The 19,802-nt window shown below is 34.4% G+C and carries 15 protein-coding genes; 8 read left to right on the top strand and 7 right to left on the bottom strand.

Annotated features, from left to right (window positions below; genetic code table 11):
- Nucleotides 1-48: 48 nt before the first annotated feature.
- The 5 genes from OGZ34_RS19635 to tsaD all read right to left on the bottom strand — a co-directional run bounded on the left by OGZ34_RS19635 (nucleotide 49) and on the right by tsaD (nucleotide 4,411).
- Nucleotides 49-999, bottom strand: a complete 951-nt coding sequence (locus OGZ34_RS19635) for a zinc metalloprotease (RefSeq protein ID WP_173968053.1) — start codon at nucleotides 997-999, stop codon at nucleotides 49-51.
- Between the two features lie 459 nt (nucleotides 1,000-1,458).
- The gene (locus tag OGZ34_RS19630) at nucleotides 1,459-1,956 is read right to left on the bottom strand and encodes a TrmH family RNA methyltransferase (RefSeq protein ID WP_173968052.1); all 498 of its coding nucleotides are present in this window, start codon (nucleotides 1,954-1,956) and stop codon (nucleotides 1,459-1,461) included.
- A 10-nt stretch (nucleotides 1,957-1,966) separates the two neighbouring features.
- Nucleotides 1,967-2,605 (bottom strand): DUF4159 domain-containing protein, encoded by a 639-nt coding sequence (locus OGZ34_RS19625; protein ID WP_173968051.1) that lies wholly within the window; start codon nucleotides 2,603-2,605, stop codon nucleotides 1,967-1,969.
- A 73-nt stretch (nucleotides 2,606-2,678) separates the two neighbouring features.
- Nucleotides 2,679-3,386, bottom strand: a complete 708-nt coding sequence (locus OGZ34_RS19620) for a 16S rRNA (uracil(1498)-N(3))-methyltransferase (RefSeq protein ID WP_263361433.1) — start codon at nucleotides 3,384-3,386, stop codon at nucleotides 2,679-2,681.
- A 2-nt stretch (nucleotides 3,387-3,388) separates the two neighbouring features.
- Nucleotides 3,389-4,411, bottom strand: coding sequence for a tRNA (adenosine(37)-N6)-threonylcarbamoyltransferase complex transferase subunit TsaD (gene tsaD / locus OGZ34_RS19615; protein WP_173968049.1), 1,023 nt, complete (start codon nucleotides 4,409-4,411; stop codon nucleotides 3,389-3,391).
- 206 nt (nucleotides 4,412-4,617) lie between these two features.
- Between tsaD and OGZ34_RS19610 the strand changes: the two genes are divergently transcribed.
- The 5 genes from OGZ34_RS19610 to OGZ34_RS19590 all read left to right on the top strand — a co-directional run bounded on the left by OGZ34_RS19610 (nucleotide 4,618) and on the right by OGZ34_RS19590 (nucleotide 12,862).
- Complete coding sequence (locus OGZ34_RS19610; RefSeq protein WP_263361432.1) at nucleotides 4,618-9,108, top strand: translocation/assembly module TamB domain-containing protein; 4,491 nt, start codon at nucleotides 4,618-4,620, stop codon at nucleotides 9,106-9,108.
- Nucleotides 9,109-9,419: 311 nt separating this feature from the next.
- Complete coding sequence (gene pfkA / locus OGZ34_RS19605) at nucleotides 9,420-10,406, top strand: 6-phosphofructokinase (RefSeq protein WP_017497661.1); 987 nt, start codon at nucleotides 9,420-9,422, stop codon at nucleotides 10,404-10,406.
- Between the two features lie 82 nt (nucleotides 10,407-10,488).
- Nucleotides 10,489-11,493: a type I glyceraldehyde-3-phosphate dehydrogenase gene (gap, locus tag OGZ34_RS19600; RefSeq protein WP_263361431.1), complete on the top strand. Its 1,005-nt coding sequence runs from the start codon at nucleotides 10,489-10,491 to the stop codon at nucleotides 11,491-11,493.
- Nucleotides 11,494-11,622: 129 nt separating this feature from the next.
- Nucleotides 11,623-12,474: an N-acetylglucosamine kinase gene (locus tag OGZ34_RS19595; RefSeq protein ID WP_263361430.1), complete on the top strand. Its 852-nt coding sequence runs from the start codon at nucleotides 11,623-11,625 to the stop codon at nucleotides 12,472-12,474.
- Nucleotides 12,475-12,487: 13 nt separating this feature from the next.
- On the top strand, nucleotides 12,488-12,862 hold the full coding sequence (locus OGZ34_RS19590) for a methylglyoxal synthase (protein ID WP_173968046.1): 375 nt from the start codon (nucleotides 12,488-12,490) through the stop codon (nucleotides 12,860-12,862).
- 132 nt (nucleotides 12,863-12,994) lie between these two features.
- Here OGZ34_RS19590 and OGZ34_RS19585 read toward each other — a convergent pair whose 3' ends face one another.
- Together OGZ34_RS19585 and OGZ34_RS19580 are read right to left on the bottom strand one after the other, a co-directional pair.
- Nucleotides 12,995-13,375: a RidA family protein gene (locus tag OGZ34_RS19585; RefSeq protein ID WP_173968045.1), complete on the bottom strand. Its 381-nt coding sequence runs from the start codon at nucleotides 13,373-13,375 to the stop codon at nucleotides 12,995-12,997.
- Between the two features lie 24 nt (nucleotides 13,376-13,399).
- Nucleotides 13,400-16,120: a putative LPS assembly protein LptD gene (locus OGZ34_RS19580; RefSeq protein WP_394368055.1), complete on the bottom strand. Its 2,721-nt coding sequence runs from the start codon at nucleotides 16,118-16,120 to the stop codon at nucleotides 13,400-13,402.
- An 82-nt stretch (nucleotides 16,121-16,202) separates the two neighbouring features.
- Here OGZ34_RS19580 and OGZ34_RS19575 point away from each other — a divergent pair, with 82 nt between their 5' ends.
- From OGZ34_RS19575 to OGZ34_RS19565, 3 genes are read left to right on the top strand one after another with little or no spacing between them, the layout of a single operon-like run.
- Nucleotides 16,203-17,330 carry an N-acetylmuramoyl-L-alanine amidase family protein gene (locus OGZ34_RS19575; protein ID WP_263361429.1) on the top strand — a complete coding sequence of 376 codons (1,128 nt, stop codon included), beginning with the start codon at nucleotides 16,203-16,205 and terminating at the stop codon, nucleotides 17,328-17,330.
- A gap of 50 nt (nucleotides 17,331-17,380) precedes the next feature.
- Nucleotides 17,381-18,346: an MlaD family protein gene (locus OGZ34_RS19570; RefSeq protein ID WP_173968042.1), complete on the top strand. Its 966-nt coding sequence runs from the start codon at nucleotides 17,381-17,383 to the stop codon at nucleotides 18,344-18,346.
- 5 nt (nucleotides 18,347-18,351) lie between these two features.
- Nucleotides 18,352-19,683: a (Fe-S)-binding protein gene (locus OGZ34_RS19565; protein WP_263361428.1), complete on the top strand. Its 1,332-nt coding sequence runs from the start codon at nucleotides 18,352-18,354 to the stop codon at nucleotides 19,681-19,683.
- The last annotated feature ends 119 nt before the right edge of the window (nucleotides 19,684-19,802 follow it).

Below are 19,802 nucleotides of genomic sequence, written 5' to 3'. Positions count from 1 at the left end.
GGATGTTGCCATCCCGCTTTTCAGTTTGTCTTTTATTCTTGTTTTTTGTTAGATTCCAAAAGCAGCTCTTGGACCTCCTGTAACAAATACAGCAGCCATTTTGCTTTTTTGTCCCTGTGAGAACATGTACATAGCATTGTCGTCTACATAATCCATATAGTTCATTGTCATTTCAACAGGTGTTCCTGAACAAGTGCTATAGTGAGGATATGCAGGTACACCGTAATTTGCTGTATTGTGAGTTGGAGTATCAGCAACTCCATCGCTTCCACAAGTAGCATCTCCCCAGATATGACGTAAGTTCATCCAGTGACCTACTTCGTGAGTTGCTGTTCTTCCTAAGTTGAACGGAGCATTAGCAGCACCTGATAAACCTAAATATTTCGAATCAATTACAACTCCGTCAGTAGCAGCAGCTCCTCCAGGAAATTGAGCATATCCTAAAATTCCTCCACCTATTGTGCAAGACCATAGATTAAGTTTAGTAGTTGGTGAAGTTGGTGCAATACCGCCCTGAGCTGTTTTTTTCATGGCGTCATTTGTTCCCCATGAAGTTTTGGTAGTCGATTTTCTAATTACCTGATCTAAAACAAATGTAATTCCTACATTCGCTTTTACACCTGCAAAAAGAGCCGGTACACTATTGTAATCTGAATTTAATGCATTGAAATCTTTGTTTAATACGTCGATTTGAGTTTGGATTTGTGCATTAGAAATGTTTTCAGCTGCAGTTCTGTAAAGAACATTCACTACGACCGGGATTTCAACCTTACCGTTTACAAGACGCTTTGTCAGGATCGCATTTTCAGTAAAAGCTTCAATTTCGTTCATTCTGATTGCTAAGGTAGGATCAGCTTTCAGTTGAGCTTCTAGAACTTCCTGGCTTGCGCATCCGCGATGTGCAATGGCATCAACTTTTGAATCTGTAGATTCTGATTGGTCGTTTTGACAAGAAAACAGCACTAATGCTGTGAATGCAGTAATAATGATTTTTTTCATAATAACTTGGGTTTTTGTTATAAAAAATTTGCTTTGGTTAATTATATTGCAATTTTATAACAAAATAATTATTGTAACAAAATAATTACAATATATTATTTGTGAGAATTTTACAATCCCTTGTATAATCTAGTTCTTACAAAAAAATGACTAAAATTATTAAGAAGTAAATTCGTACAATGTTGTTTTTGAGAATGTTATTATGTCGATTTTTGTTCTTTATGGAAGATTTTTGTGACAAATATTACGAAGTGAAATTTTATTACGTATTTATATGTAAGAATAACTGTTAAATTAATGGTAATTTTGGGTCTAATTAATCACGGAATTCCATCCGACTGTTGTTTTACGTGTTAAAAAGTAATTCCTGGTGTTTCTTCATTTGAAGCAAATCCAGAAGAAACAACAAAAGGTGAAATCATGATAAGTTGTATACTTATTATTAAAATGTGAAAAAGTTTAAAAAGAGGTAATCTCATAAAGCGCAATACTCGCCGCTTGCACAACATTCATACTACTGTTTTTTCCAAACATATTTATGTGCACAATTTGGTCCGAAATTTTTAAAAGTTCTTCTGATATTCCATTGATTTCACTTCCAATTAAAAGTGCAATTTTTTGATTGTCAGGAAGTACTACTTCTTTTAGGGGTTTACTATTGCTCGTGATTTCTAAAGCAATAACCTCAAAATTATTTTGAAGCAGGTAGTCAGCAAGGTCGGCTGTTTCCTCAATTATGGTATGGGCTACGTGAAGATGAGTGCTTCGAGAAGTTTTGTTGATTTTTCGGGGAGTCAACGGAATATCTTTTCCTAAAAAAATAATATTCTCCACCCCAAATGCCTCACTGATTCTAAAAAGAGAACCAATATTCTGTTGAAAATAAATGTGATCACAAACTAATGTTATCGGAAATGTTTTTCTTTCAAATTGATTTTCTTCGTGAGTAAGCTGCACTTTTTAAAATTTAATTGGTAAAAATATAATTGATAATGTTGGCACCCATTTTCAGGGCTTTATCTCTAACGGCGGCAGGGTCATTATGTACTTCAGGGTCTTCCCAGCCATCACCCAAGTCACATTCGTAAGTATATAATAGTACTAATTTGTTTTCTATAAAAATACCAAAGGCTTGCGCACGAGTCCCGTCGTGTTCGTGAATTTTGGGCAAACCATTCGGAAAGGGATACGGTTTTTGAAATATGGGATGGTTAGCCGGAATTTCGATTAAATTATTGTTCGGAAATATTTTTTTGATCTCTTTTCGAATGTATTGATCCATTCCGTAATTATCATCAATATGAAGAAAACCGCCGCCATTTAAATAATTTCTAAGATTGCTCACATCGGCATCACTAAAAACAACATTTCCATGTCCCGTCATGTGAACAAACGGATAAGAAAGCAAATCCGGATTACTAGGTTCTACTGTCGAAGGTTTTGCTTTTATTCGGGTGTTTATGTTGGCATTGCAAAACTTTATTAAATTAGGCAATGATGTTGGATTTGCATACCAATCACCACCACCACTATATTTTAGTAGTGCAATCTCCTGCGAAAAAGAAGAAACAGAAACCAATAGTAATAAGAGAAATATTTTTTTCATAGGATTGTATTTAGCTAGTCGTTTAACTTTTATTAAAAGTCTCCTTTGTCGAAATGACAAAACTCGCGGATTATTAAACTTCATTAAAAAAAACAACACTATGACAAGCTACAATTGCGGCCGTTTCAGTTCGCAATCGGGTATTTCCTAAAGTAACAGGCTGAAAGTTATGTTCTAAAGCCAGCGCAATTTCTTTTTCAGAAAAATCTCCTTCAGGACCAATAAGCAGGGTAACATTTTCATTAGGTTTTAAAACTTCTTTTAAAGATTTTTTATCTGTTTCTTCACAGTGCGCTATCAATTGTAATCCTTCGTTTTTTTGTTTGATGAACTCCTTAAACGAAATAGCGTCATTCAGTTTTGGTAAAAAGGTCTCATTGGATTGTTTCATTGCCGATAAGATTATCTTTTCAAAACGTTCCGGATTGATTACTTTTCGTTCCGAACGATCGCAAAAGACAGGTGTGATCTCCTGGATTCCTATTTCTGTTGCTTTTTCCAAAAACCATTCAAAACGATCGTTCATCTTGGTTGGAGCAACCGCAAGATGCAGTTTGAATTTTGGAGCCGGCGATTTTGTGATCGAAAGGACCTCTACAATACATTTATTGTCTGAGGCTAAAGTAATCTCTGTTTCAAACAATAAGCCTGAACCATTTGTTACGTGTAAGATATCGGAATCTTTTTTGCGTAAAACCTTTATGATATGACGGCTTTCTTCTTTATCAAAAGAAAAACGTTCTGTAGATTCATCAATATCTGGATTGTAAAATAATTGCATAATTAAAATTGGATTCGCGCTTTCGAAACAACTGCTGAAGTTTCAAAACGACTTGATAAATATTTTTGATAACCTACAATTCCTATCATTGCAGCATTGTCTGTAGTGTACTCAAATTTTGGAACGAAAGTTTTCCAACCGTATTTCCCTTCACTTTCTTTTAATCGGGTTCTGATGCCTGAATTGGCCGAAACCCCTCCGCCAATTGCAATTTGTTTGATTCCGGTTTCTTTTACCGCTAATTTCAATTTATCCATCAAAATTTCGATAATCGTATATTGAATAGAAGCGCAAATGTCATTCAGGTTTTCTTCAATAAAATTCGGATTCTCCAATTTCTTCTTTTGAATGAAATATAAAATGGCCGTTTTTAGTCCTGAGAAACTAAAATCAAGTCCCGGTACTTTAGGTTTGGTAAACGCAAAAGCTTTTGGATTTCCTAATTTTGCATATTTATCAATAAGCGGTCCGCCCGGATAGGGGAGTCCGAGAATTTTAGCGCTTTTGTCAAAAGCTTCACCAACAGCATCATCAGTAGTTTCTCCGATAATTTCCATATCAAAAAAACCATTTACCTTAACAATTTGAGTATGACCTCCACTAATGGTCAGAGCCAGAAAAGGAAATTCCGGTTTATCAAAACCTTCTTCGTCTATAAAATGTGCCAAAATATGCGCATGCATATGATTTACAGCGATTAACGGAATTTTTAAAGCTAAAGCTAACGATTTACTAAAAGAACTGCCCACCAATAAAGACCCCATTAGACCCGGACCTTGTGTAAAAGCAATCGCTGTTAATTGATCTTTTTGTACATTTGCCTTACGAAGTGCGGCATCAATTACCGGAACAATATTTTGCTGGTGAGCTCTTGAAGCTAATTCAGGAACCACACCTCCATATTGATTGTGAATTAACTGATTGGCCACAACATTTGAGAGTACTTTGTCGTTATGTAGAACCGCGGCAGCAGTATCATCGCATGAACTTTCGATGGCAAGAATAAAAACCTCTGAATTTTGCATATAAAAGCACGAATTTTGAATTATATTTGACAAATCAAATATTTGATTTTCTTTTATTATAAGGAGAAGCCAAAATTAAAGAATTTTTATCAAAAACAGCCTTTCTTTGTCTGTTCAAAGTAAATTTAAAAGAAAACTAAAATAAAGCAGCTATCAGAAAAGTAAAGAAAATAATATCACGAACCCTCATTGGTTTAATTTTACTTTTGTTAGCACTTGCTATCATTCTGGCTTTGCCTGTCGTTCAGACAAAAATAGCCAAGTATGTTACAGAATCGTTAAACACTGATTTTAAAACCGATATTAGTGTAGAAAAAGTAGCTATAAACATTTTCGGAGGTGTGAAGCTCAAGAAGGTACTGATTCGTGACCATCATAAGAAGACTTTAATCTATTCTGATATAATTACCACTGATATTCTTAGTATTAAAAGACTATTAGATGGTGATTTGCTTTTTGGAGATCTTCGATTGACGGGTATGATTTTTAATTTGAAAACGTATAAAAACGAAGACGAGAACAATATCAATAAGTTCATTAAATTGTTTGAAACGGGAAAAAAAACGCCCAAATCAAACAAGCACTTTCTTTTGACAGCCAGAAATGCCTACATTTCTCAAGGTGCTTTTTCTGTCGTTGATGAGAATAAAACCACGCCAAGATTTCTCGATTTTAAGAAACTTAATGCTTATATAAGTGATTTTAAGCTCTACGGACCGGATGTAAACACCAACATTCATCGATTTTCGTTTTTGGATCATCGTGGTTTGTATGTTTCAAATTTTGCAGGGAAATTCACTTATACTAAAAAGCAGATCAAGGTTGAAAATTTAGTTATAAAAACGAAAAGATCCTCTATTTACGGAAAAGCGATTTTAAATTATAAAATAGAGGATTTCCTCCATTTCACTGATAAAGTTAAATTTGATGTAGCGCTGGATTCTGCTTCTATTGCTTCAAACGATATCCGTTATTTTTATGATGGATTAGGAAAAAATCAGCATTTTAAAATTAAGACAAAGATAAAAGGAACATTGAATGATCTTAATTTAAGACGTCTTAGATTGAGTGATACCAATGGTTCAAAGATTTTCGGAACAATTAACTTCAAAAATCTTTTAGGAAGTAAGGCCCAGAAGTTTTCAATGGATGGTAAGTTTGAAAAACTGGTTTCGAGTTACGATAATCTGGTTGTTTTATTGCCGAATATTTTAGGTAAAAAACTTCCAAAAGAATTACAGCGAATAGGCAGGTTTAATATCGTTGGAAAGGCAAAAGTCTCGACTACTGCTTTAGAAACCGATTTTAAGATGATTACCGATTTGGGTAACGGACAGGTCGATTTACACATGAACAATATTGATTTTATTGATAAAGCGTCGTATTCCGGAAATATAATCCTTGATAATTTTAATGTAGGTGCTGTACTTAATCGTAAAGATATTGGCAGGACGACTTTAAATGTAGACATAGACGGAAAAGGTTTTACAGAGAAATACCTTAATACTATTATAAAAGGAGATATCTCAAAATTAGATTACAATAAATACACCTATAATAATATTGTTGTCAACGGGAATTTTAAATTACCGTATTATAAAGGTCAGGTTTCTATAAATGACCCTAATTTGAGTTTAATGTTTGACGGTATGGTCGATTTAAGTAAACGTGAAAACCGTTATGATTTTCATATTAACGTAGACAATGCCGATTTAAGAAAACTTAAATTTGTCGATGATTCTATCTCGCAGTTTAGGGGTGATGTTATTGTAGAAGTGACCGGAAATTCGATAGAGAATTTACAAGGAGCTATCTCGATCAAAGATGCTGTTTATCAGAATCCTAAAGATACTTATGTTTTTGATGAGATTTCAGTTAATTCGAATTTTGATACTGATAAACTCCGCACCATAACCATTAGTTCTAATGATGTAGTAAACGGAGAGATAGTGGGTAAATTTCAGTTTGCACAATTGGATAAATTGGTCATGAACTCGGTGGGAAGTTTATACACAAACTATAAACCTTACAAGGTAAAGAAAGGGCAGTTTTTACGTTTCAACTTCCATGTTTATGATAAGATCGTTGAAATGTTGTATCCCGACATCAAGATTGATTCAAGTACTGTCGTTCGAGGGAAGATTGATTCGGATCTGCAAGAATTTAAATTTAAATTTAATTCTGAAAAAATTACTGCTGCAAAAAATACCTTTGACAATATTCGAATTAGTATCGATAATAAAAATACGCTTTACAATGCTTATGTAGAGTTAGACAGTATAAAAACACCTTATTATAAAATACGAGACTTTAACCTGATTAACGTTACGGCTAAAGATACACTGTTTGTAAGATCTGAATTTAAAGGTGGGGAAAAAGGAGAGGATTATTTTAATCTGGATCTCTATCATACCATTGATAAAAACAAAAACAATATTGTAGGGATTAAGAAATCTGAAATGAAATTTAAAGACTATTTATGGTACTTAAATGAAAATTCGGAGAAAGACAATCAGATTATTTTTGATCAGTATTTTAAAAATTTTAGTATTGAGAATATTGTATTGTCGCACGAGAATCAGAAAATAGATCTGAATGGTGTTATAAAAGGGAAGGACTATAAAGATCTGGTGCTGAATTTTGAAGATGTTGATATTAATAAAATTACACCATTAAATTCCAAGTTTGTTTTTAATGGTAATCTGAATGGAAATGTCAATTATAAACAGAATAAAGATGTCTATCAACCCACGGCATCGATTGTGATTGACCATCTAAATCTGAATAAAACGGATTTAGGAACGCTTAATTTTGATATTGCCGGAGATGAAAGCTTTAAGAAATTTACAATAAATTCTACTATTCAAAACGGGTTCACAGAGTCTTTTAAAGCGGAAGGAACTTTTGCGGTAGAGAACAAAGAGACCATGTTAGATTTAAGTTTAAAACTTGAAGGGTTTAATCTGGCTACTTTAGGAACCGTTGGAGGAGATGTTTTATCGAATGTTCGTGGATCGGTTTCTGGAAACGCAGCGGTGGTTGGAAATTTAAAAAAGCCTGAAATTAACGGACGTTTGTATGTCGAGAAGGCGGGAATGACGATTCCTTACCTAAATACAGATTATGAATTAAGTGATCGTACCGTAATTGACTTAACCGATGAGAAATTCCTTTTCAGAAACAATCAGCTGACAGATACGAAATACGGAACAAAAGGTTTGCTGAACGGAAGTATCGAACATCATAATTTTGGTGACTGGAAGCTGGATCTAACGATTACTTCTAAACGATTGCTGGCGCTGGATACAAAAGACAGTGAAGATGCAGCCTATTTTGGTACCGCATTTATAAATGGTACTGCAAGTATTAAAGGTCCGACAGAAAGCCTGTTTATAAAGGTAGATGCAAAATCAGAAAAGGGCACTCAGGTTAAGATTCCAATTAACAATGCGCAAAGTGTTGGAGAAAGCAGCTGGATTCATTTTGTAACGCCACAGGAAAAGTATAACCTGGCAAATGGAATCCTCGAAAAAACCAAGAACTATAACGGATTGGAACTGGAGTTTGATTTTGATATTACTCCTGATGCCGAAGTAGAAGTAATTCTGGATAGAAATTCCGGACACGGGATGAAAGGAAAAGGATATGGTTCGTTATTGTTTAAAATTAACACACTGGGTAAATTTAATATGTGGGGAGATTTCCAGGCGTATGAAGGAACTTATAATTTTAAATATGGCGGTTTAATTGATAAAAAATTCTCGGTTAAGAAAGGTGGGTCTATTATTTGGGAAGGAAACCCTATGAAAGCGCAGCTAAATCTGGAGGCAGTTTATAAAACAACAGCAAATCCGGCTGTATTGTTGGATAACAGCTCTTCATTCAATAAAAAAGTACCGGTAGAAGTGGTAATTGGTTTACGTGGAGATTTGGCCAGTCCGGAACCTAATTTTGATATCCAGTTCCCTTCAGTTAGTAACGTCCTTAAATCGGAGATACAATATAAGTTAGATGATAAGGATATTCGTCAGACGCAGGCCTTGTATTTATTATCAACAGGTTCCTTTATGAGTACAGATGGATTTAGCCAGGGCGACTTGTCTGGGACATTAACTGAAACCGCTTCGAGTTTACTGGGAGGTATTATAAAATCGGATAATGATAAGGTGAATATCGACTTAAATTATATTTCGGCAGACAAAAGATTGGGTCAGGAAGCTGATGGACAGTTTGTAGCGAACATATCTTCGCAGATCAATGAAAGAATCACAATCAATGGAAAACTTGGAGTTCCGGTTGGAGGAGTTAACGAGTCTGCCATTGTAGGAGATATTGAAATATTATATAGGGTAAATGAAGACGGATCAATGAATCTTCGTTTGTTCAATAAAGAAAATGATATTAATTATATCGGACAGGGAATTGGTTATACACAGGGAGTGGGTATATCGTATGAAGTCGACTTTGATACTTTTAGCGAATTGGTCAATAAACTGTTTAAAAACCACAAATTGGAAAGAGCTATAAAAAACTCTTCGAATGATTTACAGGATTCCAATCTAAATCCGGACTTTGTGAATTTCTCCAATAAAAAGAAGGAAGACAAGAATAAAAAGAAAGAAGAGAAAAAAGAGGAAGAACGAAAAGTTCCGCCGCCTATAAACAATGAAGGATTGATCCCTGATAATGATTTTTAGGAAATTTGTTAAAAATACACTCATATGAAACCATTCGTTGCTGCGAATGGTTTTTTTGTGCTAAATTTAGAGGTTCGCTTATTTTTTTGAAAAGGGAAGAATGCTCTGAAATTTTATAACACTTCATTTATGTATTGTTAATTTTAAACATTCAATTAAAATAGGAGACATTTATTATTGTTAATGAATTTTTAGTGAAAGAAAAACTTATTAACGAAAACGTTTGAATTTAACATATTTTATTAATTTATTATAAACATAACCCAAGAAGTGGTGAATGTTTGCTAATTTTACACTTTAATACTTAAATAATGCCAAAAACAATAAAAAAAGTTGGTGTTCTAACATCGGGAGGTGACTCACCAGGAATGAATGCCGCAATACGATCAGTTGTTCGAACATGTGCTTATCATAATATAGAATGCATAGGAATTTATAGAGGGTATCAGGGAATGATTGAAGGAGACTTCAAAGAAATGGGACCCCGAAGCGTAAATAATATTGTAAACAAAGGCGGAACGATCCTAAAATCGGCTCGTTCAGTTGAGTTTAGAAGCCCGGAAGGTAGAAAAAAAGCGCATGAGAATCTTTTAAAAGCCGGAGTGGATGCTTTGGTTGTTATTGGAGGAGATGGAAGTTTTACCGGAGGATTAATTTTTAATTCAGAATATGGTTTTCCTGTAATGGGAATTCCGGGAACAATTGATAATGATATTTTCGGAACCAGTCATACCTTAGGTTATGATACAGCTCTAAATACTGTTGTAGATTGTATCGATAAGATTAGAGATACTGCCAGTTCGCATAACCGTCTGTTTTTTGTAGAGGTAATGGGAAGAGATGCAGGACATATTGCTCTTAATGCCGGAATTGGAGCCGGTGCCGAAGAAATTCTTATTCCTGAAGAAGATTTAGGTTTAGACCGATTATTGGATTCTCTTCAAAAAAGTAAAGCTTCAGGAAAATCATCAAGTATAGTAGTTATTGCTGAAGGAGATAAAATTGGTAAAAATGTATTCGAATTAAAAGATTACGTTGAAGCCAACCTGCCTGAGTATGATGTTAGGGTATCTGTGTTAGGACACATGCAGCGTGGTGGTTCTCCATCTTGTTTTGACCGTGTTTTAGCAAGCCGTTTAGGAGTAAAAGCGGTAGAATCCTTGATAGAAGGTAAATCAAATTATATGGTTGGTTTACAGGCTGACAAAGTTGTTTTGACACCTCTTGAACAAGCAATTAAAGGTAAATCTGAAATTGACCGAGAATTGTTGAGAGTGTCCGATATCATGTCGACATAAAAAAAGTTTAAAAAAGGAAAGAAGTTTATTGTGAGGAAATTAGACTTTGAATTAGTGTAATAAAAAACAAAAATTAAGTAAAATGTCAAAAGTAAAATTAGGAATAAACGGATTTGGACGTATCGGAAGAATCGTTTTTAGAGAAACTTTCAATAGAGATAATGTAGAAGTAGTAGCAATCAATGATTTGTTAGATGTAGATCACTTAGCTTACTTATTAAAATATGATTCAGTTCACGGACGTTTCAACGGAACTGTAGAAGTAATAGAAGGAAAACTTTTCGTAAACGGAAGAAACATTCGTATCACTGCTGAAAGAAACCCTGCTGACTTAAAATGGAACGAGGTTGATGTAGATGTGGTTGCTGAGTGTACAGGTATCTTTACTACTATCGAAACTGCAAATGAACATATCAAAGGTGGTGCTAAAAAAGTAATCATCTCTGCTCCATCGGCTGATGCTCCAATGTTTGTAATGGGAGTAAATCATGAAACAGCAAAAGCTACAGATTTAGTAGTTTCTAACGCTTCTTGTACAACAAACTGTTTAGCTCCTTTGGCTAAAGTAATTCACGATAATTTCGAAATTGTTGAAGGTTTAATGACAACGGTTCACGCAACAACTTCAACTCAAATGACAGCTGATGGTCCTTCAAGAAAAGACTGGAGAGGTGGACGTGCTGCAAGCATCAACATCATTCCTTCTTCAACAGGAGCTGCTAAAGCGGTTGGGAAAGTAATTCCAGCTTTGAATGGAAAATTAACAGGTATGTCTTTCCGTGTTCCTACTGCTGACGTTTCTGTAGTAGATTTAACAGTAAAAGTAGCGAAAGAAACTTCTTACGAAGAAATTATGGCTGTTTTGAAAAATGCTTCTGAAACTACAATGAAAGGTATCTTAGGATACACAGAAGATGCAGTTGTTTCTCAGGATTTTATCTCTGACAAAAGAACTTCAGTTGTAGATGCAGGTGCGGGAATCGGTTTAAATTCAACATTCTTTAAATTAGTATCCTGGTACGATAATGAGTACGGATATTCAAGTAAATTGATTGATTTGTCTGTGCATATTGCAGGTTTAAAATAATAATATATATTTTTGCAAAATCCCGTTATTGAATAGTAATGGGATTTTGTTATTTTGTTACTTCTTTAATTAATTTAAAAGCATACTTTTTATTTAGCTAAAGAAAAACTAATCCAAAAACTAAATAAAATGAAATTAATAGTTGATAGTGGATCTACTAAAGCCGACTGGATTGCAATTGATGATAATGGAAAAGTATTATTCACCACACAAACTTTAGGATTAAATCCTGAAATTCTTGACGGTCCCGAAATAATCGAAAGATTAAACGACCGTTTTGACATCCTGCAAAATAAAAAAAATGCGACACATTTGTTCTTTTATGGAGCAGGTTGCGGAACCGATAGGATGAAAATTGAACTTTCGAGGATATTTCAGGAATATTTTGAGAATGCAATTGTAGAAGTTCAGGAAGATACTTATGCTGCAGTATATGCGACTACTCCTAAAGGAGAGGCTGCCATTGTAAGCATCTTAGGTACCGGTTCTAACTGCAGTTTCTTTGATGGAAAAATATTGCATCAAAAAGTACAGTCACTTGGATATATTGCAATGGATGATTGTAGTGGAAATGTTTTTGGAAAAGAATTAATCAGAAAGTACTATTTCAATAAAATGCCTAAAGAACTGGCTGTTGAATTTGAGAAAGAGTATAATTTAGATCCTGATTTTATCAAGAATAAATTGTATAAAGAGCCAAATCCAAATGCTTATTTGGCGACTTTTGCAAAGTTCCTGATCAAACATAAAGACACGGAGTTTTGTAGAAAGATCATCTTCAAAGGCATGAAATCTTTCGTTAAAAATTACATCAAGCAATTTGATAATTGCAAAGAAGTTCCGGTTCATTTTGTAGGTTCTATCGCTTTTTATCTAAAAGAGGAATTGCAGGAAACTTTTGATAAGTACGAACTTCAATTGGGTAATGTTTTACGCAGACCTATTGATGGATTAATTGCTTACCACGTTGCAAATCAATAAATAGAATTAAAATATGGAAATTGCTATTATAGCTCACGATGGAAAAAAGGCAGACATGGTTCAGTTTTTAAATAAAAATAAGACTTTGCTGCTTCAGGAAAACATTAAACTAATTGCAACAGGAACTACAGGAAGTAAAGCTGTTAATGCTGGTTTTAAGGTAAAAAGAATGCTTTCCGGACCAATGGGTGGTGATGCGCAAATTGCTGCAAGAGTAGCCGAGGGGAAAACAAAAATGGTTTTCTTCTTTAAGGACCCTCTGGCAAGTCATGCTCATGAAGTCGATATTAATATGTTAATTCGTGTTTGTGATGTGCATAATGTACCTCTCGCAACAAATGAAGCTTCGGCACAGTTGCTGCTAAATGCTATCGCTTTGCAATTATAGAATTTCTATTTTTAGATATACAAAAAAAAACCATTACGAGCTCGTAATGGTTTTTTTGTTTCAGGTTCCAAGTTTCAAGTTTGGCGCTTTAAGCACAATTATCAACTATAAGTTGAAACCTGAAACATTTTTTTATTTTACTGCAATTATGGAAATCTCTACATTTACGTTTTTTGGCAAACAAGCTACCTGAACAGTTTCGCGTGCAGGAGCTGTTTTTTCGTTAAAATAAGAACCGTAAACAGTGTTTATTGCCCCAAAATTATTCATGTCCATAATGAAGATGGTTGCTTTAACCACATTTTCAAAAGACATATCAGCAGCTTCGAGAATTGCTGCAATATTTTCCATTACTTGTTTCGTTTCATCATTGATGTTGTCAGTAATAAGTTCGCCCGAAGCCGGATTGATAGCAATCTGACCTGATGCGTAAAGTGTGTTTCCTGATAATACTGCCTGGTTGTAAGGACCAATTGGAGCTGGTGCCTTTTCAGTAAAGATGATTTTTTTCATAATAAATTATTTTTGTTCGATCGTTTATCGATTTGAAGTACTACGCTTGTTCCATTTGATGTCGCTCAACATTCCGGATTTAATTCCAATAAAGAAATTCCAGTTTGAGTTTGGACCAATAGGAGTCCAGTTAAATGCCATTCTCCAGCTTAATAAATCTCTTTCAAAACGGAACTGTGTAAAAGTAACTCCTTTTTGTACAAAATCGTAACCAGTAGAAACTCCACCCTTCCACTTAGGAGTAATATCCATATTGGCGGATATCATGATAGAGTTTCCTGTAATTTTATTTTCTCTGGCGGCATTTGAGTAGGTTAGGGAGTATGCCATAGTCATATCCCATGGAAGTTTAGAACTGAAAAATTCACTTATAACATCTTTGTCATCATCCTTCTCGTTAGCAAACTGGCTGTTTCGGGGATCATTTAAGTCCGTATTTGTTCCGAATAAGTCATCATTACGACCTCCATTTCGCTGGCTCTGCGTATTCTTCTCTTCTTTTGTTCCTTTATTTGAAAACGAATAGTTTAAAGTAACATTGGCACTGGTTAATCGGAACAAACTTCCGCCATTGTCAATATTAAAGACATTCATAACATGACCTGAATTGTCAATTGCGTATGGATTTAAAACAGCTCCAAAATTGACATTCATTTTATTGTCTAAAAGCTGTGTTCCACCGCTTACGATTACTGGTTGCCAGGCTAGAGTTTCTTTTCCGTCAGCATTAAAATTATAGCTGGTGCTAAAGTTTAAATTGTTTAATAACATGATCTTTTTCGGCTCTGTCTTTGTGCTGTCGCGATCTCGTACTTTGGCCTCAAAAGTATTGCTTAAAGCAAAGGATACAATATTGGCGTTGCTGTTCCCCGGAGCGCCAAAAATACCTTCGTCAAATCTGGAGTAAGTATTAATCTTTCCTGTTGCATCAACGGTATAATTGTCATAATACTGATTAAAACTAGGAGTGTACGAATAGGTTATGTTTGGTCTCATGACATGACGTACAGACTGAATTTTTTTGTCTTCTCCAAAATTGAAAGTACCGTAAATTGTAGTTCCTAAATTGGTGCTGAAATTATAAGTTCTAAAAGCATCAAACCCATTTATAGTAGACGTTACGGCTTGTCCTTTAGTCGCATCATAATTTCTGGCAATGGTTTTGGTTACCCAGGTTTCCTGATAATTGGTAGAGGCTCCCGCACTAAAGTATTTAAACAGCTTGAAATTGGTACTAATAGGAATACTGTGCTGCATTCCTATTTTGGCATCTCTGAACATTTGTGGTTTGAAAAATAAAGAGTCTGTTGTTGAGATACTGTTTTTACCGCTTAAGTTATATTGTAAATTGATGTTTTTTATGAATCCTTTTTTGACACCGTCCTTTCCAACAAATGGATATACACGGTCGACGCTGGCTTGCAACGTTGGTAATGTCATATCGATTTTTTCCGTTTGTGTATTTTGCGAGTGTGTTGCAGTTAGCGATATACGTGCCTGAGGTATTGTATTGAATGTTTTGTTATATGAAATGGATGAATTTAAAGTGTTATTTAAATTCGATCCTGCGTTCGCTTGATTGATAGATCGTTTGAAATACTTACTACTACCCATGTTAACAGAAGCAGAAAAAGTTGAATTAGGGTTTGCTTTTGTATCTTTTGAATGCGACCACTGAATGTTGTAGATTTTTTCTTTTGAATAATCAGGATAACCGCGTTCGCTGTTTATTAAATTTTCAAAACGGATATTAAGGTTTCCTCTGTACTTATATTTTGTAGCGTATACCGACTCAAAACGCATTGCGTAACTACCATTGGTATAATAATCACCTAAAACGGTCAGGTCGTAGTTATCGCTTAATGCAAAGTAATAACCTCCATTCTGTAAAGAGAATCCTCTTGTGTTAGAGTCGTTGTAGCTGGGTAAAATAATACCCGAAACACTTTTTTCCTGGCTCATTGGAAAATACGCAAAAGGCAGTGCCAGAGGAGTAGGAACATCAGCAATAACCATATTGGTCAAACCTGTAATTACTTTTTTACCGGGAATAAATTTGACTTTATTGGTCTGAAAGTAGTATTCGGGATTGTCAATGTCTTTTGCAGTTGTAAAACGGGCACCACGCAAAAAGTAAACGGAGTCGTTTTCTTTTTTGGTAATCGCTGCTTTAATTTTAAATTCTCCCTGTTCGGTTCTGGAATTGTAGATTAAAGCTTTTTTTGTTTTAAAGTTAAATCGAATAGAATCTGGCTGAACTTCGCTTGCCCCTTGTTTGAAGTTTGGATATTGCGTTAAAACACCTGCAGAATCTCGTATGCGTCCGGCATAAACTTCTTCCTTTTCCATGTTTAAAACAATGATTCCTGATTTTAGTTCTACATCTTTGTAGTAGAGTTCGGCTTCATTATATAAGGTAAGAGTTTTTGCTTTTTTGTCATATTTAGCATAATCTTTAGCCTTGTATTTGGTTACGGCGTCCAGAAAATTCTTTTTGGCTTTAACAGTATCCAGCTTTATAGTGTCTGATACAGCGGCTTCAGGTTTGTCTGCTGCAATAGTTTTGGGTTTATCTGTTTGTTTTACAGTAGGTAAAGACTTTTTTTTGTTTTTTATCTCTTGCGAATATAAATTACCACATCCTAAAGTTAGGAAAAATGATAATAAAACGATATTAAATAAGTTTGTATGCAAAGGTTTAAATGCTATTTTTGTAAAATTATGGCTTGTTTTTTGACATGTCAAACTTACATATAATTTTTTGTCAAAAATAATCAATTGTAAAAATTATAGCTGTTGCGTTTTATTAAAATTAACTTTTAGATTTATGAATAGATTTAACAAAATTAAAGTAATATTTACTTTTTTTCTAACGATATTGTCTTTTTGTGCTTATAGCCAGGCAAATGTTTTTAAGGTAACACTTGATGCTGGACATGGTGATCACGACTTTGGAGCTGTTTACAGCGGACGAATTGAAAAAAATATTGCTTTAGCGATTGTTTTAAAAGTTGGTAAAATTTTAGAAGGAAGTCCTAATGTTAATGTGATCTATACGCGTAAAACAGATGTTTTTATCGATTTGGTCGAAAGAGCAAACATTGCAAACAGAGCAAATTCGAATATTTTTGTTTCAATACACTGTAATGCAAATAAAAATACGGCTGCAGACGGAACCGAGACCTATGTAATGGGATTAAGTAAAGTAGCATCGAATCTTGAAGCTGCGAAAAAAGAGAACTCTGTAATTACTTTAGAGAAGGATTATAAGCGTAAATACGAAGGTTACGATCCAAATTCACCTGAATCTATGATCGGAATGACTTTAATGCAGGAAGAATATTTAGACAACAGTATTTCGCTGGCTAGTAAAATTGAAGACAACTTTGATAAACTTGGAAAAAAATTGAGGCAGGGAGGTGTAAAGCAAGCTCCTTTTATGGTGCTTCACAAAGCCTATATGCCTAGAGTTTTAGTTGAAACAGGATTTGTATCGAATCCGACAGAAGGGAATATTCTAAATTCAGAAGAAGGACAAAATGATATTGCAAAAGCTATTGCCGAAGCTATTTTAAGTTACAAAAGTGAATATTTTGGTTCAGGAACTCCTGAGATAATTGAGGCAAGACCGGCAAGGGATACTTCTACTCCGGTAAAAGCGAAAGAGATTGAAACAACTGCGGCAGTCAAAAATGCTCCAAAAGGAACATTCTTTAAAGTACAGCTTATCGCAAGTATTAAAAAAACACCACTAGAGCCTAAGAACTTTAAAGGGCTTAAAAACGTAACAATGTTGTTCGAAAATAATATTTACAAATATTTCTATCAGGAAACTTCGAGTTATGATGCCGCTAAAAAATATTTGGAAGAAGCTAAAGATAAAGGATATGGAGCTGCTTTTTTGGTTGCAACCAAAGATGGAGAAAAGGTCAGTATTCAAGACGCCATTAAATAATAGCTTCTAGTTCGAATATTTATATTAATTTTGTACAAACACTAAGAATTTTGAAACTAACAAGAGAAATTAAAACGGCTATTTTAGTCATCGCGTCAATTTTATTATTTATTTGGGGCTACAGTTTTTTAAAAGGCAAAGACCTTTTTACAAATTATAAAACATTATATGTAGAATATGATAATGTTGAGGATTTGTCTGCATCAGCTCCCGTTACCATAAACGGACTTGTTATTGGTAAAGTAACTAAAATCACAATCAATGAAGTAACAGGGAAATTATTAGTTGAACTTCAATTAAAAACTGATTTTCCAATTTCTAAAACAAGTCAGGCATCTTTGTATTCTCCAAGTTTAATTGGTGGAAAACAGATCAAAATTATTCCTAATCTAACAGACAAAGATCCAGCGGTTGACGGACAGACTTTAACACCTGTAGTGGAATTAGGACTGAAAGAATCTTTAGGTGGAAAAATTGAGCCAATTCAGGTTAAGTTAGAGAAAATGTTGGTTAATATTGATAATCTGGTTTCCGGTTTGAACAATGTTTTAGATAAAAAAGGACAAGAAGATCTGAAGAAGACTTTGGCGGAATTGAGTCAGACTATGGAACAGTTTCATAAAGCTTCCGGAAGTATTAACACTATCTTAGATACGAATAAAGGACAGATTAACGGAGTTGTAAGCAACTTTAATAAAATGTCAAGTAACTTCAATAAAATATCAGATTCTTTAAGCAAAGCAGATCTAGGTAAAACAGTTAGGAACTTAAATCAAACTTTGGCTAAAGTTGACGTACTTATGAGTAACTTAAACTCAGGAAAAGGTACTGCAGGTAAATTGTTAAATGATGACGCTTTGTATACTAATTTAGCAAAGACTTCTAAAGAGCTTGAATTGTTGTTGCAGGACGTTCGTCTTTACCCGACACGTTATGTAAACGTTTCTCTTTTCGGAAAGAAAAACAAACCTTATGTGGCACCAACTGAAGACGCTAACCCAACTACTAAAAATTAATTAGAATGAGTTATTTAGATAATATTTTATTCGCTATACTTCTTATTATTGGTTTCGGTTTTTTTGCATCGAGCGTAAAAAAAATCATCCGAAATATTAATTTAGGAGTAGATGTAAACCGAAAAGATAATTCTAAAGCACGTTGGAAAAACATGGCATTGATTGCTCTTGGGCAGTCAAAAATGGTGAGACGCCCTGTAGCTGGAATACTTCATATTTTTGTTTACGTTGGTTTTATAATTATTAATATCGAATTACTCGAGATCATTATCGACGGGTTGTTTGGAACACATAGAATTTTTGCGCCTTATTTAGGTGTGGTATATGATGTTTTAATAGCTTCATTTGAGATATTAGCAGTACTTGTAATTTTTGCTGTTACTGTTTTTTGGATCAGAAGAAATGTAATTCGATTAAAACGTTTCATAAATCCTGATTTAAATGGTTTTCCTAAAAGTGATGCCAATTACATTTTGTATTTCGAAACGGTTTTGATGATGTTGTTTTTGTTAATGAACGCTTCAGATCTGCATTTGCAGAATGTTCCGGACCCTGTTTTTCATAAAGCGGGCAGCTTTCCAATCAGTCAGTTTATAGCACCAATTTTTAACGGAATGTCTAATGAATTGGTAGTGCTGTTATTTGAAGTCTTTTGGTGGCTGCACATAGCGGGTATTTTGGTTTTTATGAATTACTTGTATTTCTCCAAACATTTACATATTCTTTTGGCGTTTCCAAATACTTACTTTGCGAACTTGAACCCTGAAGGTCAGTTTGATAATTTAGAGTCAGTAACCAAAGAGGTAAAGTTGATGATGGATCCAAATGCAGATCCGTTTGCAGCTGCTCCTGTTGACGAAAATGCTGCTCCTGCAAAATTTGGAGCAAGCGATGTTCAGGATTTAAACTGGGTACAGCTTTTAAATGCTTATACCTGTACGGAATGTGGTCGTTGTACATCATCATGTCCGGCAAATCAAACGGGTAAAAAATTGTCTCCTCGTAAAATTATGATGGACACAAGAGACCGTTTGCAGGAAGTAGGTAAAAATATAGATGCCAATAAAGGTGTTTTTGTTCCGGATAATAAAACATTATTAAACGATTATATTACTCCTGAAGAATTATGGGCTTGTACATCCTGTAATGCCTGTGTAGAAGAGTGTCCTGTAAATATCAGTCCGTTGTCTATTATTATGGACATGCGCCGTTATTTAGTGATGGAACAAAGTGCTGCTCCAATGTCATTGAATGCGATGATGACCAATATCGAAAACAACGGTGCGCCTTGGCAATACAGCCAACAGGATCGTTTAAATTGGAAAAACGAAAATTAAAAAAATGTTTAATTGGTTATTTGTTTAACCGTTTAATCGATTTCAATAAAATAGTAAGGTTTTTTAGTAAGGTTATGGCAAAGAGTGCGATAAACCAAATAAACGATTAACCGATTTAA

The organism is Flavobacterium collinsii (assembly GCF_946903285.1).
GTDB lineage: Bacteria > Bacteroidota > Bacteroidia > Flavobacteriales > Flavobacteriaceae > Flavobacterium > Flavobacterium collinsii.
Note: the sequence above shows the minus strand (reverse complement) of the source record. Positions and strands in the feature narration are given on the sequence as shown.

Excerpts from the sequence above, each read along its gene's own strand:
- OGZ34_RS19635 (WP_173968053.1), bottom strand. The coding sequence starts at position 999 with ATGAAAAAAATCATTATTACTGCATTCACAGCATTAGTGCTGTTTTCT.
- OGZ34_RS19625 (WP_173968051.1), bottom strand. The coding sequence starts at position 2,605 with ATGAAAAAAATATTTCTCTTATTACTATTGGTTTCTGTTTCTTCTTTT.
- OGZ34_RS19620 (WP_263361433.1), bottom strand. The coding sequence starts at position 3,386 with ATGCAATTATTTTACAATCCAGATATTGATGAATCTACAGAACGTTTT.
- tsaD (WP_173968049.1), bottom strand. The coding sequence starts at position 4,411 with ATGCAAAATTCAGAGGTTTTTATTCTTGCCATCGAAAGTTCATGCGAT.
- pfkA (WP_017497661.1), top strand. The coding sequence starts at position 9,420 with ATGCCAAAAACAATAAAAAAAGTTGGTGTTCTAACATCGGGAGGTGAC.
- gap (WP_263361431.1), top strand. The coding sequence starts at position 10,489 with ATGTCAAAAGTAAAATTAGGAATAAACGGATTTGGACGTATCGGAAGA.
- OGZ34_RS19595 (WP_263361430.1), top strand. The coding sequence starts at position 11,623 with ATGAAATTAATAGTTGATAGTGGATCTACTAAAGCCGACTGGATTGCA.
- OGZ34_RS19590 (WP_173968046.1), top strand. The coding sequence starts at position 12,488 with ATGGAAATTGCTATTATAGCTCACGATGGAAAAAAGGCAGACATGGTT.
- OGZ34_RS19585 (WP_173968045.1), bottom strand. The coding sequence starts at position 13,375 with ATGAAAAAAATCATCTTTACTGAAAAGGCACCAGCTCCAATTGGTCCT.
- OGZ34_RS19575 (WP_263361429.1), top strand. The coding sequence starts at position 16,203 with ATGAATAGATTTAACAAAATTAAAGTAATATTTACTTTTTTTCTAACG.
- OGZ34_RS19565 (WP_263361428.1), top strand. The coding sequence starts at position 18,352 with ATGAGTTATTTAGATAATATTTTATTCGCTATACTTCTTATTATTGGT.